Below are 12,289 nucleotides of genomic sequence, written 5' to 3' on the forward strand. Positions count from 1 at the left end.
TGTTTCATTTACTGATTAGCTTGCCTGACAAAGTGGACAATTTACATCTTTATCAAAACTAACAATACGTTGTGTCATATTTAAACCATCCCACAATAATAGTTTCTGCTTTAAAGGTGTACGATTTAAACCTAAATATAGCAAAGTGTGATGTGCTTGTAATGACGCTATCATTACAGGAGTAGTCGCAAGCACCCCTGATTCTGCACAGCGCAGTCCTTCATTGCTATGTTGTTCTTTCGGAAAAAGACATTCATAACAAGCTGAATCTCCTTCAACCATAAACATTTGTGCCTGAAAACCAATTGCTGAAGCACTAATTAGTGCGACCTGATGCTTCTTACAAGCTGCATTTACTAAATAGCGAGTTGTAAAATTATCACAGCCATCTAAAACCACATCTTGGTGTTCAACCAGTCTATCAATGTTATGTTCGTCTAACCGTTCGTTATAGTATTCAACACAGATATAAGGGTTAATTTTCTGTAAACGTTTAGCCAAAATTTCTGCTTTATAACGTCCGATATCTTCATGACCAAATGCAATTTGACGCTGTAAATTACTTATCTCAATCGTATCTACATCAATCAGTGTAATTTTCCCAACCCCTGCTCGCGCAAGTAGCTCTGCACTGCTACAGCCTATTCCACCAGCACCTACAATCAGCACATTAGCAAGTTTGAGTTTTTCCTGAGCTTCAATATCCCATCCATCAAGTAAAATCTGGCGGCTATAGAGATGCATTTCTTCATCACTTAACTCTACAAAATCGATATCTTGAAGCTCGGTCACGCGTTAATCCTTTCACTTAGAAGCGAAATGATTTTATGACTAAGTTCGTTATTATGAAAGCTATAAAATAGAAACAACTTTTTTTATTCTAATAAAGCTTATTTACCAACATTGCATCTATTAAGCTTTCTGCAACAATAGAAATATCTATTTTCTTTATTACTTAGGCTAAATATGACGCAATCATATATTGCACCTGTAGAGTTAGAAAAAGCTTATCGTTTATTAAATCATGGCCCAACTGTGCTTGTTTCCGCACAACATGGAGACGACCGCAATGTAATGGCTGCTGCTTGGGCATGTGCCTTAGAGTTCAAACCAGCCAAAGTGTCCGTGGTTCTTGATAAAAGTACTAAAACCCGACAGCTCGTTGAGCAAAGTGGTTATTTCACACTACAAGTTCCCTGCTATGCACAGCTCGATCTGACTCATCAACTTGGAACCATTAGTAAGTTGGATGATCCACAAAAACTTGAGCATTGTGATGTTGAACTATTTTATCAAGAAGGTCTTCCTAGCCCGCTTGTATCAGGTTGCATTGCATGGCTTGTCTGTAAACTTATTCCAGAACCCCATAATCAGTCAGTTCATGATTTATTTATTGGTTCTGTCGTAGGCGCATGGGCAGATAGTCGCGTTTTTAGAGATGGGCACTGGCATTTTCAAGATGCACCGAAAGAACTTCGAAGCCTGCATTATATTGCTGGAGGAACCTTTTATTTAATTGGTGAAGAAGTCAAAGCTCAGCTTTAATCATCAAAAAGCGAGTTTCATTTAAATTTTTGAAGTGTATTGAATCGAATTCAACCTAGAAAATCTCTGCTCAATGGCAAAAGACCGCATAATAATTGCGGTCTTTTGCAGTCAGTGACTATTTTTTAAAATTTCATATTTAAACTTGAGCAACTTCACGAGCAATCACCAAACGTTGAATATCAGAAGCGCCTTCATAAATCTGGCTTACACGAACATCACGATAAATTCTCTCAACCGGGAAGTCACTGACATAGCCATAGCCACCATGAATCTGGATCGCATCTGAACAAACTCGCTCAGCCATTGTTGATGCAAATAGCTTTGCCATCGAGGCTTCTTTTAAACAAGGCAGCCCCGCGTCTTTTAAAGTTGCAGCATGCAAAACCAACTGATGCGCAGCTTCAATCTGGGTCGCCATATCGGCTAAACGGAAACCAACCGCCTGATGCTGAACTAATTCGACTCCAAAAGCTTTACGCTCATTTGCATATTGCACCGCTGCATCAAAAGCCGCTCTTGCCATTCCAACAGATTGAGCGGCAATTCCAATACGTCCAGCTGCCAAATTAGATAATGCAATTTTATAACCTTCACCTTCTTGACCCACCAAATTTTCTAAAGGAATCCGGCAGTTTTCGAGAGTAATGGTTGCAGTGTCCGAAGCATGTTGGCCCATTTTGTCTTCAATTCGAGTCACCAAGTAACCTTGTGTATTGGTCGGCACAAGAAAACACGAAATGCCTTTTTTGCCAGCTTGTTTATCTGTGAACGCAAATACCAAAGCCACTTGGGCGTTTTTACCGCTGGTAATAAATTGTTTTACGCCATTTAAAACCCAATGGTCACCATCTCGCTCGGCTTTACATAAAATCGCGCTCGCATCAGAACCGACATGAGGTTCAGTTAAACAAAAACATCCTAGCCATTCACCAGATGCAAATTTTGGCAAATAGGTTTGTTTTTGCTGCTCTGAACCGTACGCGAGCGTAATACCGCAAATCAATGAATTTTGAACACTGACGATTGTCGAAATAGCGCCATCACCTGCGGCAATTTCTTCAATTGCAAGCACCAAAGATACATAGTCTATTCCGGCACCGCCCCATTCATTTGGAACAGTCATCCCCATAGCACCTAGTGCACCTAAATCTTTTAATTCCTGAGCAGGAAATTCATGAGTTTTATCGCGATGTGCGGCTGTTGGTTTTAACTGATTCTGCGAGTAGTTACGCATCATCTCCTGAACCATACTTTGTTCAGCATTTAAGATCATTTCAACATCCTTATTTTTATTATTTTGCTGCCATACGAATCGCACCATCTAGACGGATGACTTCACCATTTAAATATGAGTTTTCAGCAATATGCCCAACTAAACGAGCAAATTCTTCGGGTTTTCCTAAACGCGATGGATATGGCACCATTTGTCCCAAAGCATCTTGCACATTTTGTGGCATGCCCTTAAGCATTGGAGTTTCCATAATTCCTGGCGCAATGGTCATAATACGAATGGCATGTCGCGCAAGCTCACGAGCAATTGGCAATGTCATGGCAACAATAGCACCTTTAGATGCTGAATAGGCAGCCTGACCGATTTGACCGTCGAATGCTGCAACGGAAGCAGTGTTAACAATGATTCCACGATCTTCTTCACCTGCTTCAACCGTATTTTTACTCATTGCATCTGCTGCAAAACGCAGCATGTTAAATGTGCCTGTGACATTAATTTGCAGTGTTTTTGAAAATAGCCCCAAATCATGTACGCCTTCACGGCCAACTACTTTTGCAGAAGGACCAATACCCGCACAGTTAACCAAACCATGCAAGCTGCCATGTTTTACTAACACATCTTTAAAGAACTGTTCAGCAGCAGCTTCATCGGTTACATCAAGTTTTACGAAGTCAGCTTTTGGCCCTAATTGTTTTACTTGCTGCTCGCCTGCTTCTACATTCATGTCGACCAACGTGACAGAGGCGCCTTGTTGCACTAGATATTCAGCTGTAGCAGCCCCTAAACCAGAGCCACCACCTGTAATCACGAAATGTTTCCCTTGAATTTTCATTATTTACGATCCTATAAAAATGTTCTTTAACTTTAGTTGTGAGAGTAAAAGTTGTTGTTTTCCGATACAATTTCAAAAAGCCTCAATATGCTTGCAGCTTTTGATCAATCCAAATTTTAAATATGAAATATTTCACTTGAAATATATGAAGAAAATATGAGTCTTTGACATGGTTGTCCAATCTTCTTTAAGTAAAGGCACAATTTCGATTGCACTAGTACATGAAGCACTGAGTGCAGCTTATGCCAAAGGCCTAAATACACAAATAATTCTAAATAAAGCAGGCATTCCCGTTGAATTGCTGATGTCTCCAAAGGCTCGTGTGCCTGTTACGACATATGCCCAATTATGGATAGAGCTTGCCAACGCCATGAACGATGAGTTTTTTGGTATGGATAGTCATCCTATGCGTCGTGGCAGCTATAAGTTATTGACTAAACTTGTCAGTACGGCCGAAACTTTAGAAAAGGCCCTCTACGATATTTTGAAGTTTTTTAACTTTGTGCTTGATGACATGCGCGGAGAATTAATACGAGATCAAGAAAAAGCTTATTTGGTGATTCATGATCGTGAACAACCTAAACGCATGTTTACCTATGCAACCTTTTTAATATTAGTACACGGAATTATGTGTTGGTTAGTAGACCAACGAATTGGCTTAAATAGTATTAGAGTACGTTGTCCTAAACCGAACGATATTCAGGATTATCTCGTACGTTTTGGTGAAGATATTCAATTTAATGCCGAGATAAATCGAGTTGAATTCGATGCTCACTATTTAGATATTAAAATTAAAAAAGATAAAAAAGCGCTTCATGATTTTTTAGAACAAACTCCACAAAATCTTTTAGTTCGCTTTAAAAATGAAAACGCCTTGAGCGTTCTTATTCGTCGTCATTTATTGAAACTCCACCCCGCCCAATGGCCCGAACTCAAAGATGTTGCAAAACAACTCAATATTTCAGAAGCCACCATTCAACGCCGTCTGAAACATGAAGGAGTCAGTTATCAACAAATTAAAAATGAAATCCGCTGTGATATTGCGGTTGAACGTTTAAGTAAAACTAATGATTCAATTCAAGATATTAGTGAAGATTTAAGTTTCCAAGATCCAAGCGCCTTTCACCGTGCTTTTAAAAAATGGACTGGCGTTAGTCCAGGTGCGTATCGAGATAATTTAACTGCACACAAGCAATAAAATACAAACTCAACGAAGCTTGAGATATAGAAGCTTAAGCTTATGATATTTATGTCTTTTAAATTCAATATTTCAGATAAGTGTATTCCTCAAAACTTAATAATCACTATAAAACATCAACTTATAATTTTATCTAAACTTTTATCTTTCAATCTGATTTATAAATCAAAATAACTAAGTTTGTAAGCCATCAAACGCGTGAAAGGATAATCTCTTATTTCATTTCGGTTCTATTTTTATCATGTCTTTAAAATCAAAATTTTCTTTATCAAAGACTTTGTTGGCATCAACATTGGGGTTTGTATTTGCTTCATCTGCTTTTGCAGCAGTTCCGACTACACTTAAACTTGATTATGCTTACTACGCACCAACCAGTTTAGTCGTCAAGGATCAAAAACTTCTTGAGAAAGCACTTCCAAATACTCAAATTAAATGGGTTTTTAGTCAAGGCAGTAATCGCTCATTAGAATACCTTAATAGTAACAGCATCGATTTTGCTTCTACTGCTGGATTAGCAGCTGTATTAAGCCGAGCAAATGGTAGTCCAATTAAAACTGTTTACGTACAAAGCCAACCGGAATGGACCGCCCTTGTTGTCGCAAAAGACTCACCAATTAAAAGTCTAAAAGACTTAAAAGGAAAGAAAATTGCAGCCACCAAAGGAACCGATCCATTCTTATTTACCCTACAAGCGCTAGACACTGTAGGCTTGAGTAAACGCGATGTACAGCTGGTTCATTTACAACACCCAGATGGTAAAACTGCATTAGAACGCGGTCAAGTAGATGCTTGGGCTGGACTTGATCCTTTAATGGCTTCAGCTCAAATTCAATCGGGTGCCAAATTGCTTTATCGTAATGTGGCATTTAATAGTTATAGCGTACTGAATGTTAAAGAAGACTTTGCAAAGCAAAGCCCTGAAGCGGTTGAAGCAGTTATTAAAGCCTACGAACAAGCTAGAAAATGGGCAAAAGCCAATCCAGATAAAGTGGCAGCACTTTTAGCTCAAGAATCAAAACTCCCTCTACCTGTGGCTAAGCTACAATTGAGCCGAACCAACTTTGATCAAAGCATTCCATCGGCAACTCAAGCACAAGCGCTAAAACGTTCTGGGAAAATTTTGACAGAAGAAGACTTGGTTAGAAAAGGTACCAATGTCAATCAAGTGGTTGATCAGTTGTTAGATCCTCGCTTTGCTCAAAAAGTCGTGAAATAGTATATGAGTGATTCACTTAACAAAGCTGAGCTAAATCATTTCTTAGCTCAGCAGGCTTTAAAATCGCAGAAAAAGCATTTAAATAATAAATTTACACGTTGGTTTAAAGCGCTACTCATTCCACTCATCTTTTTGGGGGCTTGTGAATTTTTAGTCAGAAATGGCTATATCGATGCTTATCTACTGCCTGCACCCTCTAGTTTATGGCAATCTTTTTTAGATTTAGCTCATAGCGATCTATTTGCCCACATTTATATTAGTACATGGCGTGTTCTGTTGGGCTTTATTATAGGAAGCGGTTTAGGTTTAGTTTTTGCGATTTGGGTGGGATTAAGTAAAGAGGCAGAAGCATATTTAGAACCAACTTTTTCAGCAATTAAATCAATTCCAAGTCTTGCGTGGATCCCACTGCTATTACTTTGGTTAGGAATTGATGAGGGTTCAAAAATTACGCTTATTGCAATTGGAGCATTTTTTCCAACCTATACCAATACAGTTGCAGCAATTCATAATGTAGATAGAAAGCTCATTGAAGTTGGAAAAGTTTATCGGCTTAATGCTTTTCAGCGGATTATATCTATTATTTTACCGGCAGCCTCTCCGGGCATTTTAACGGGTTTACGCAACAGTTTAAGCTTATCTTGGATGTTTATGATTGCAGCTGAACTGATTGCAGCTACTCAAGGGGTTGGCTATTTACTCAGTGATGGCCGAGAAACCTCTCGCCCAGATATTGTTATCATTGCAATTATTTTATTAGCCCTATTGGGTAAAGTAACCGATACCTTAATGAAACTTATTGAAAACTGGTTATTACGTTGGCGGGATACACTACAAAAGTAATTTTAAATCCAGCATGCCAAAGTGACTCGATCATTTTGGCCATAGTCTTGAATGGTTTTAATCTCACTAAAACCATGCTCAGCAAATATATTTCGAACAGCTTGCCCCTGATCATAACCATGCTCTAGTGCAATCCAGCCTTGAGGTTTTAACCAGTTTTTTCCTTGAGCAATAATAATTTCAATATCAGCCAGTCCCTGATGATCTGCAACCAATGCACGGCGTGGTTCTGTTGCCAAAGCTTGCATGTGTTCATCTTCAGGGTCGATATACGGCGGATTAGAAACAATTAAATCAAATTTTTGTGGCTCTAGTGCTTCAAACCAAGCGCCACAAGCGAATTTTACACGTTGCAAATTATGAGCTAGTGCATTTTCTTTTGCGACTTCTAAAGTAGGTGCATAAATATCAGTTGCTGTGACGAACCAATCAAGACGTTCACTCGCTAACGCAAGCGCAATTGCACCTGTCCCCGTTCCTAAATCCACAATATTTGCATTATTTGGCAAATTTAGATTTAAAACGGTTTCAACTAAAATTTCAGTATCAGGTCGTGGCACTAAAGTATCAGATGTTACTTTTAAATCGAGCGTCCAAAATGGCTGTGAACCCGTTACATAAGCTAAAGGTTCACCTTTTTGAATACGTTCAAGACCAGCCAAATAATCTTTCTCTTGTTGGGTAGTTAACTCTTGCTCAAGTCTAAACTTTAATTCAAGCGAATTGATTTTTAGAAAATGCTCAAGTAACCAAGCATTTTCTTGTCGTTCATAACTATCAGGCTCACCACGAATTGCAAGCGCTTGAGCAATATTCATTAGCCGCCATTTTCCTGTGCAAGCATCGCAAGCTGATCTGCTTGATATTCACGATGTAAGCTATCAAGCAATTCAGTTAAATCACCTTCCATAATCGCGTCTAACTTATATAAAGTTAGGTTAATACGGTGGTCAGTCATACGACCTTGTGGGTAGTTATAAGTACGGATACGTTCAGAACGGTCACCAGAACCGACCAAATCACGGCGCATTTCAGAAGTCGCTGCATCTGCTGCTGCACGTTTAGCATTTTCTAAACGCGATACTAACAATGCCATCGCTTTAGCTTTGTTTTTATGCTGTGAACGTTCTTCTTGGCACTCAACTACTGTACCTGTTGGAATGTGGGTAATACGTACCGCCGAATCAGTTTTGTTAATGTGCTGACCACCTGCACCAGAGGCACGGTAAGTATCAATACGCAAATCTGCCGGGTTAATTTCAACGTTAGTATCAACATCAATTTCAGGCAAGATTGCAACTGTACAAGCTGAAGTATGAACACGGCCTTGTGACTCAGTTGCTGGCACACGCTGTACACGATGCGCACCACTTTCAAATTTTAGGCGACCATAAACACCATCACCATCTACACGGCAAATGACTTCTTTAAAGCCACCATGCTCACCTTCATTTTCAGAAAGTACTTCTATACGCCAATTTTGTGTCTCGGCATATTTACTGTACATACGGAATAAGTCACCAGAGAAAATTGCAGCCTCGTCACCACCCGTTCCAGCGCGAATTTCTAAATAAGCTGCATTAGAGTCATTTGGATCTTTTGGAATCATCAAAATATTGAGCTGGCTTTCTAACTCGACAAGCAAATCTTTATTTGCTTGAATTTCTTCTTCAGCCATATCTTTAAAGTCAGGATCAGACTTCATCATTTCAGCAGTTTCAATGTCGTCTTCTGCTTGACGGTATTTGCCCCAAACTTCGGTAATTTCAGATAAATCACTATGTTCGCGAGACAATTTACGGAAACGTTTGTTATCGGAGATGACTTCCACATCTGCAAGCAACGCGGTAAGTTCTTCATGTCGATCACAGAGTTGATCAAGTCGTAAACGGAGTGACGCTTTCATAAGAGGAAATATCTCAAAAGTCCAAAAAGCTTATCGAATGCTATATAAATAGAAGATAAGCAAAATCGTAAAAATAGCGCATAGTTTACAGATTATGCCGCTTAAATGACATATATAATCAGCCAATTCATCAACTTTCACTGTAAATAGCGACTTATCAATGTAATGATTTTAGATGAGATTTGCAGGTCACTCACGTCTCTTCTCTTTACTATATGCACAACATAAATATATGTCTTTTGCCACGAGAGCTTTAATCAACTTTCCATGTTCAGATTGTGAGTAATCAACTCATTAAAATTAAATGAGACTCATGTTTATTTATATGGGTATTAAATATTCTATTTTAATAGAAAACATACAAACCAGACACTAAACTACAATAATGAATTGATGGTTCTCCATATTTTGAGAAACGTGTTTTGTTACATTTGCCGTAACAAAAGATATAGCGTCCTGCTGCTAAGGACACGGAGTAGAAAATGAAATTAAATGCTTGGTTATGTAGTGCTGTTTTAGCAACTTCTATGGTTACTGTAGCGCATGCTGACAACACAACACATGTAGCAGCTGCTTCTGCTTTAGGTAGTGTTGCTGGTACTGCAATTGGTAAAAGCATGGGTGGTACATCTGGCGCAACAATTGGTGCTGCTTTAGGTGGTGCTGGTGGTGCAGCAGTTGCAAGTGACCGTCGTCACCGTACAGAATCTGCAATTGGCGGTGGTTTAGGTGGTGGTGCTGGCTATACTGTTGGTAAAAGCATGGGTGGTACAAACGGTGGATACATTGGTGCTGCTTTAGGTGCTGCGGGTGGTTCTGCTTTAGGTAATAAAATTTCTAAAGACCGCGATTATGATCGCTCTTCTAAACACTGGAAGAAAAAACACCGTCGTCATCACTAATCAAATTTGATGAAACGTCTCTAAGCACCTTCGGGTGCTTTTTTATTAAGATCAATAAATATTCATAACCTCTCGCTTGCTCAGGATTTATCCATAAATTAATAGAAACCATACAAACAGACACAAAACTAACGTATCTCCTTTGGGGTTCTCCATAATTATCACGAAATTTTTTATTACATTTATCTCAAGATAAAAATACTGTCCTTCTCAGTAAAAAGGACATGGAGTTGCAAGATGAAAATGAATATTTGGTTAGCTAGTGCATTAATTGCAACATCGTCTATGGTGACAGTTGCACATGCAGATAATGGTACTCGTGTTGCTGCAACCTCTGCATTAGGTAGTGTTGTTGGTACAGCAATTGGTAAAAGCATGGGCGGCACAACAGGCGCAACAATTGGTGCTGCTTTAGGTGGTGCTGGTGGTGCAGCGGCAGCGAGTGACCGTCGCAATCGTACCGAAGCTGCCATTGGTGGTGCTTTAGGTGGTGGTGCTGGTTATACCGTCGGTAAAAATATGGGCGGTACCAACGGTGGTTACATCGGTGCAGCGGTAGGTGCTGCGGGTGGTTCAGCGCTAGGTCGTAAAGTTTCTGAAGATCGTAACTACGATGATCGCTATGATCGTGGTAGCCGTTATGATCGAGATGATCGTAGATATGACGATGGTGACCGTCGTTACTATAGTAAAGGTGGCCATCATCGCCGTCATGACAATGGTTTACACCGTGGTTGGTATAAAAATCGCTAATTCACATATAAAACAAAAGAGCACCTTCGGGTGCTTTTTTATTGAGAGATAAAAGTTAATATCGAAAAAAAACGATATACATTACCCCTCATATATCGTAGTATTTCGATATACCCCTATTCGAGAATATCGCATGCGATCACTTCAAGATACCAAGTTTTCAATTTTGGAACTTGCTCCCATTCGTAATGATAAAACCATAGAATTTTCGTTACGTCATGCATTAGAGTTAGCACAACATGCAGAGAAATTAGGTTATGAACGTTTCTGGCTTGCAGAACATCACAACATGGATGGAATTGCGAGCTCTGCTACAGCGGTCTTACTCGGTTTTATTGCAGCTCATACACAGCATATTCGTTTAGGTTCCGGCGGCATTATGCTTCCTAACCATGCTCCTTTAGTTGTCGCAGAACAATTTGGAACACTAGCTACTTTATATCCAAATCGTATTGAACTTGGCTTAGGCCGTGCTCCTGGTACAGATCAACTTACCATGCGAGCTTTACGTCGTGGTCATCAAGAAACAGAAGATCAGTTTCCAAGAGATGTTGTCGAAATCCTAAAATATTTTGATGCCCCTCAGGCAGGACAAAAGATTATTGCAACGCCAGGCCAAAATACCCATGTTCCTGTTTGGTTACTTGGGTCTAGTCTTTTTAGTGCGCAACTGGCGGCAAAACTTGGACTTCCTTACTCATTTGCCTCTCATTTTGCACCGCGTATGTTAGGTCAAGCGATTCAGCTCTATCGAGAGAACTTTGAGCCTTCTGAGTACTTAGATAAACCTTATGTTTCTATGGGTGTGCCTGTTGTTGTGGCAGATACAGATGAGGAAGCTCAGTTCTTAGCAACGAGTGCGTACCAACGTGTATTAGGTTTAATTCGTGGCGAAAGTTTAAAGCTTAAGCCGCCGGTTGAATCAATGCAGGGATTATGGAATACAGCAGAACAGCTTTCTGTTGAGAACTTCTATGCAATGGCGCAAATTGGTTCTGTAGATACAGTTCGCTCTGGTTTACAAAAACTTTTAGCGACATACGATGTTGATGAATTTATTTTCACATGCGATATATACGATACAGCTAAACGTTTAGAAAGCTTTACACAACTAATGAATGTAAAAACAGAACATTAAACTCCGCTTTGCATGCCCATACTTGAATTGATTTCGAGTATGGGTGACCATCTATCTGAAAAGACTTTACCCCGACTTCCTGCTTGGTTATTTATATTAAAACGATAAAAACATCATGATTTAAAAACCAAAAGGACTTTTGGAAAAATGAGTATTAATATTAAAAATAACACTTCAAAATCAGCAATTTTTCAAAATACCTCTCAAGATTTTGAAGATTTTACTGGTCAAGTGATTCCATCAACCTCAATTAAAGAATTTGATTTTTCAGATTCATCTGTCGCGATTATTGGTACAAATCAAGATACCGTGACCCATCTTGAAAAAATCTGTCAACAAGCAAAATTTGTGACCGTATTTCAAATCACACCTCACTTTATTTTGCCCCACAGTCAAACGGGTACAAATAAGTTAATTACCCATCCTCTCATTATCAAAAACCGGAGATTATTTAACAATCGAGTAAAAAGTCTTTTGGCCTTACGTTTTCTTGATACTCAGGTGAGTGAAACATGGCTTAAGCGCCTTTTAACCCCCAATATGGCAACGGCTAAAAAGGTATTTTTTAAATCTGATAGTTATTATGCGGCACTCCAAAAATCCAACTGTAAATTACAAACTTGGCCCATTGTTAAAGTTAACCCTACATCAATCCATAGTATGGATGGCATAGAACAACCTGTTGATATCATTATTAGAGCAACCACATAAAATAAAAAAAG

General features: G+C 39.2%; 13 protein-coding genes and 1 pseudogene. 9 read left to right on the top strand and 5 right to left on the bottom strand.

All coding sequences use genetic code 11. The features are described 5' to 3' along the window. Positions 1 to 15: 15 nt before the first annotated feature. Positions 16 to 792 carry a HesA/MoeB/ThiF family protein gene (locus tag AC1PJP_RS02100; RefSeq protein ID WP_144731468.1) on the bottom strand — a complete coding sequence of 259 codons (777 nt, stop codon included), beginning with the start codon at positions 790 to 792 and terminating at the stop codon, positions 16 to 18. A 174-nt stretch (positions 793 to 966) separates the two neighbouring features. On the opposite strand from AC1PJP_RS02100, the gene AC1PJP_RS02105 reads away from it, so the two are divergent. Continuing rightward, positions 967 to 1,545: a flavin reductase family protein gene (locus tag AC1PJP_RS02105; protein ID WP_151827445.1), complete on the top strand. Its 579-nt coding sequence runs from the start codon at positions 967 to 969 to the stop codon at positions 1,543 to 1,545. Between the two features lie 139 nt (positions 1,546 to 1,684). On the opposite strand, the gene AC1PJP_RS02110 is transcribed toward AC1PJP_RS02105, so the two are convergent. Then, positions 1,685 to 2,821, bottom strand: coding sequence for an acyl-CoA dehydrogenase family protein (locus tag AC1PJP_RS02110; RefSeq protein ID WP_479766446.1), 1,137 nt, complete (start codon positions 2,819 to 2,821; stop codon positions 1,685 to 1,687). A 19-nt stretch (positions 2,822 to 2,840) separates the two neighbouring features. Next, the gene (locus AC1PJP_RS02115; protein WP_199987755.1) at positions 2,841 to 3,611 is read right to left on the bottom strand and encodes a 3-hydroxyacyl-CoA dehydrogenase; all 771 of its coding nucleotides are present in this window, start codon (positions 3,609 to 3,611) and stop codon (positions 2,841 to 2,843) included. Positions 3,612 to 3,780: 169 nt separating this feature from the next. Here AC1PJP_RS02115 and AC1PJP_RS02120 point away from each other — a divergent pair, with 169 nt between their 5' ends. The 3 genes from AC1PJP_RS02120 (at position 3,781) to AC1PJP_RS02130 (ending at position 6,868) form a co-directional block, all read left to right on the top strand. Beyond that, complete coding sequence (locus AC1PJP_RS02120; RefSeq protein ID WP_199987756.1) at positions 3,781 to 4,809, top strand: AraC family transcriptional regulator; 1,029 nt, start codon at positions 3,781 to 3,783, stop codon at positions 4,807 to 4,809. A 241-nt stretch (positions 4,810 to 5,050) separates the two neighbouring features. After that, entirely contained in the window at positions 5,051 to 6,025 is a 975-nt protein-coding gene (locus AC1PJP_RS02125; RefSeq protein ID WP_199987757.1) for an aliphatic sulfonate ABC transporter substrate-binding protein, read from the top strand. A gap of 3 nt (positions 6,026 to 6,028) precedes the next feature. Beyond that, the gene (locus tag AC1PJP_RS02130; RefSeq protein WP_199987758.1) at positions 6,029 to 6,868 is read left to right on the top strand and encodes an ABC transporter permease; all 840 of its coding nucleotides are present in this window, start codon (positions 6,029 to 6,031) and stop codon (positions 6,866 to 6,868) included. A 2-nt stretch (positions 6,869 to 6,870) separates the two neighbouring features. Here AC1PJP_RS02130 and prmC read toward each other — a convergent pair whose 3' ends face one another. Both prmC and prfA read right to left on the bottom strand, forming a co-directional pair. Beyond that, positions 6,871 to 7,686 carry a peptide chain release factor N(5)-glutamine methyltransferase gene (prmC, locus tag AC1PJP_RS02135; RefSeq protein ID WP_151828089.1) on the bottom strand — a complete coding sequence of 272 codons (816 nt, stop codon included), beginning with the start codon at positions 7,684 to 7,686 and terminating at the stop codon, positions 6,871 to 6,873. Continuing rightward, a complete protein-coding gene (gene prfA, locus AC1PJP_RS02140) occupies positions 7,686 to 8,774 on the bottom strand; it encodes a peptide chain release factor 1 (protein WP_151821854.1) in 1,089 nt (362 codons plus the stop codon). The genes prmC and prfA overlap by 1 nt, the downstream gene beginning before the upstream one ends. Positions 8,775 to 8,955: 181 nt before the next feature. Between prfA and AC1PJP_RS02145 the strand changes: the two are divergent. The 5 genes and pseudogenes from AC1PJP_RS02145 to AC1PJP_RS02165 form a co-directional block, all read left to right on the top strand. Then, positions 8,956 to 9,060, top strand: a pseudogene (locus AC1PJP_RS02145) (LysR family transcriptional regulator); the annotation flags it as partial. Between the two features lie 196 nt (positions 9,061 to 9,256). After that, positions 9,257 to 9,676: a glycine zipper domain-containing protein gene (locus tag AC1PJP_RS02150; protein ID WP_005306721.1), complete on the top strand. Its 420-nt coding sequence runs from the start codon at positions 9,257 to 9,259 to the stop codon at positions 9,674 to 9,676. Positions 9,677 to 9,913: 237 nt separating this feature from the next. Beyond that, complete coding sequence (locus AC1PJP_RS02155) at positions 9,914 to 10,429, top strand: glycine zipper domain-containing protein (protein WP_005306723.1); 516 nt, start codon at positions 9,914 to 9,916, stop codon at positions 10,427 to 10,429. 133 nt (positions 10,430 to 10,562) lie between these two features. Then, entirely contained in the window at positions 10,563 to 11,567 is a 1,005-nt protein-coding gene (locus AC1PJP_RS02160) for an LLM class flavin-dependent oxidoreductase (RefSeq protein WP_151767639.1), read from the top strand. Positions 11,568 to 11,714: 147 nt separating this feature from the next. Next, positions 11,715 to 12,278, top strand: coding sequence for an NAD(P)/FAD-dependent oxidoreductase (locus tag AC1PJP_RS02165; RefSeq protein WP_479766447.1), 564 nt, complete (start codon positions 11,715 to 11,717; stop codon positions 12,276 to 12,278). The last annotated feature ends 11 nt before the right edge of the window (positions 12,279 to 12,289 follow it).

Source organism: Acinetobacter sp. V116_7 (genome assembly GCF_056735735.1).

Coding starts and splice junctions, on each gene's coding strand:
- AC1PJP_RS02105 (WP_151827445.1), top strand. CDS start 967: ATGACGCAATCATATATTGCACCTGTAGAGTTAGAAAAAGCTTATCGT.
- AC1PJP_RS02110 (WP_479766446.1), bottom strand. CDS start 2,821: ATGATCTTAAATGCTGAACAAAGTATGGTTCAGGAGATGATGCGTAAC.
- AC1PJP_RS02115 (WP_199987755.1), bottom strand. CDS start 3,611: ATGAAAATTCAAGGGAAACATTTCGTGATTACAGGTGGTGGCTCTGGT.
- AC1PJP_RS02120 (WP_199987756.1), top strand. CDS start 3,781: ATGGTTGTCCAATCTTCTTTAAGTAAAGGCACAATTTCGATTGCACTA.
- AC1PJP_RS02125 (WP_199987757.1), top strand. CDS start 5,051: ATGTCTTTAAAATCAAAATTTTCTTTATCAAAGACTTTGTTGGCATCA.
- AC1PJP_RS02130 (WP_199987758.1), top strand. CDS start 6,029: ATGAGTGATTCACTTAACAAAGCTGAGCTAAATCATTTCTTAGCTCAG.
- prmC (WP_151828089.1), bottom strand. CDS start 7,686: ATGAATATTGCTCAAGCGCTTGCAATTCGTGGTGAGCCTGATAGTTAT.
- prfA (WP_151821854.1), bottom strand. CDS start 8,774: ATGAAAGCGTCACTCCGTTTACGACTTGATCAACTCTGTGATCGACAT.
- AC1PJP_RS02150 (WP_005306721.1), top strand. CDS start 9,257: ATGAAATTAAATGCTTGGTTATGTAGTGCTGTTTTAGCAACTTCTATG.
- AC1PJP_RS02155 (WP_005306723.1), top strand. CDS start 9,914: ATGAAAATGAATATTTGGTTAGCTAGTGCATTAATTGCAACATCGTCT.
- AC1PJP_RS02160 (WP_151767639.1), top strand. CDS start 10,563: ATGCGATCACTTCAAGATACCAAGTTTTCAATTTTGGAACTTGCTCCC.
- AC1PJP_RS02165 (WP_479766447.1), top strand. CDS start 11,715: ATGAGTATTAATATTAAAAATAACACTTCAAAATCAGCAATTTTTCAA.